At 74.9% G+C, this 2,110-nt stretch carries 1 protein-coding gene; it reads right to left on the bottom strand.

Going from position 1 to position 2,110, the window contains the following annotated elements; translation table 11 throughout:
• Positions 1-1,966: HelD family protein (locus HMPREF3105_RS00260; protein WP_246830288.1), on the bottom strand; the 1,966-nt coding region annotated here is incomplete at its 3' end.
• Positions 1,967-2,110: the final 144 nt, after the last annotated feature.

Raw genomic sequence — 2,110 nt, 5'->3', positions numbered from 1 at the left:
CGCGGTCCCGCTCGACCTCGACCGCGTCGAGGGCCAGGGCCGCGACGTCCCCGCCCGGCTCCGTCACCAGGCGCGGGCGGTGGTCGCCCTCGCGCACGGCGCGCGGATGGGAGACCTCGAGCCCGGCCGCCCGTGCGACCTGCGCGGCCCAGCGCATCACGCGCGCGGGCGAGCGGTAGTTCACGGTCAGCTCTTCCAGGCGCCAGCGGTCCCCGAACTCCGGGGCGAGGACGGACGCCCACGAGCCGGCCGCGTCACGACGGGAGGACTGCGCGATGTCCCCCACGATGGTGAACGACTTCATCGGGCAGCGGCGCGCCAGCAGGCGCCACTGCATCGGAGAGAGCTCCTGAGCCTCGTCCACCACCACGTGCCCGTACGTCCAGGTGCGGTCGTGGGCCGCGGTCTCAGCGGTGGTCCGTCGCACCCCGCGTGCCTCATTGGCCGCGGCCAGCTGCTCGGCGTCCACGACGCCGTCGACGCCCAGGTCCGCGAGCGTCTGGTGCATGTTCTCCAGGGACGCCCGGGCGTTCTCGAGGTTGCGCTCGTGCTGGGCCGCGAACTCACCGCCCCGGCCCGGGGTCTCGAGGCGTCCGAGCAGCTCGGCCGCCTCGTCCAGCAGGGGCACGTCGGCCTCGGTCCAGGGGGCGTCGGCCGGCCGCAGGAGCGTGCCGACCTCGGCGTCGGAGAGCCACGGGGCGGCCGCCCGGAGCAGGTCCTCCCGGGTGAGGAGGTCGCCGATCAGCTTCTCCGGCGTCAGCGGCATCCAGCAGAGGTTGAGCGCGATGCGCACGTCGCGCGAGGTGCGCACGTCCTCCAGCAGGAGGTCACGCTGCACCGGGGTGCCCGAGGACTTCTCCAGCTTCTTGCGCAGCTTCTCCGCGAGCTCGCGGACGAGGATCTTCACGAACGTCACCCGGGCCTCGTTGTGGGGCTTGCGGGTGGCCCGCGCCTTGTCCCGGGCGCGCCGGACCATGGCCGGCTTGAGCTTGACGGCCGTGCCGTCGATCATCAGGCGCCGCGGCTCGACGAGCAGGCGCTGGCGCTGCGCGACCGCGTGGGCGACGGCGTCCACCATGTCCAGCCGGCCCTTCACCGCCGCCGCGTCGAGGTCCCGCTCCGGGACGGCCCGCACACCCGGCATCAGCGTCCCCAGCGAGGACATCACGACACCGGTCTCGCCCAGCGAGGGCAGCACCCGCTCGATGTACCGCATGAACGCGGTCGACGGGCCGACGATCAGCACGCCCGAGCGCGCGAGGCGCTCCCGGTGGGTGTACAGCAGGTAGGCGGCGCGGTGCAGGGCGACGGCGGTCTTCCCCGTGCCGGGCCCGCCCTGCACCACGACCGCCCCGGGCAGGGGCGCGCGGATCACCTCGTCCTGCTCCGCCTGGATCGTGGCGACGATGTCCCCCATCCGTCCCGTGCGTCGGGCGGTGACGGCGGCCAGCAGCGCACCCTGGGCATCGGCGCGCACGCCGTCCTCGCCCAGCAGCGTCGGGTCCAGGATGTCGTCCTCGAGGTCGCGCACCTCGCGCCCCCGCAGCATCAGGTGACGACGACGGCGCACGCGGCCCCGGTGGGCCGCCGTCGCCTGGTAGAAGGCGCCGGCCTCGGCCGCGCGCCAGTCGACGAGGAGGCGCTCGTGGTCCTCGGTGGTGAGGCCGATGCGCCCGATGTACCGCTGCTCGTCGGCCCCACCCTCCCGCTCGGCGTCGAGGTCGAGCCGGCCGAAGACGAGGCGGTCGTCCACGGCGTAGAGCTGGGCGAGTCGGTCCTCGTAGAGGCTGGCGAAGGCGTCGCGCTCGGAGTGGTTCTGCAGCGACCCCTGCGGGCCGGTCCGGCGCACGGCCGCGAGCTGGCGCTCCTTCTCCTCACGCAGGGCGTCGAGGCGGGCGTACCGCTCGGCGACCCGACCCCGCTCGAGGTCGAGCTCGGACTGGCGGACGGACACGGTATCGGTCATCGGGGGCCCTCGCGGTGCGGTGAGGGGCGGACCACGCTGCGGCCCGCCCGGCGGAAAAGTGACCACCCATGCTACGCCGACCGCGGTGAACGGCGGGTGACGCGGCGGTGCCCTGGGGGCGCCGCCGCGTCCGGCCCGGTCGGC

Origin of the sequence: Micrococcus sp. HMSC31B01 (assembly GCF_001816085.1) — a bacterium.
GTDB classification, from domain to species: Bacteria; Actinomycetota; Actinomycetes; order Actinomycetales; family Micrococcaceae; genus Micrococcus; species Micrococcus luteus.
The sequence above is the reverse complement of the archived record's forward strand: the minus strand, read 5'-3'. Positions and strand labels throughout refer to the sequence as shown.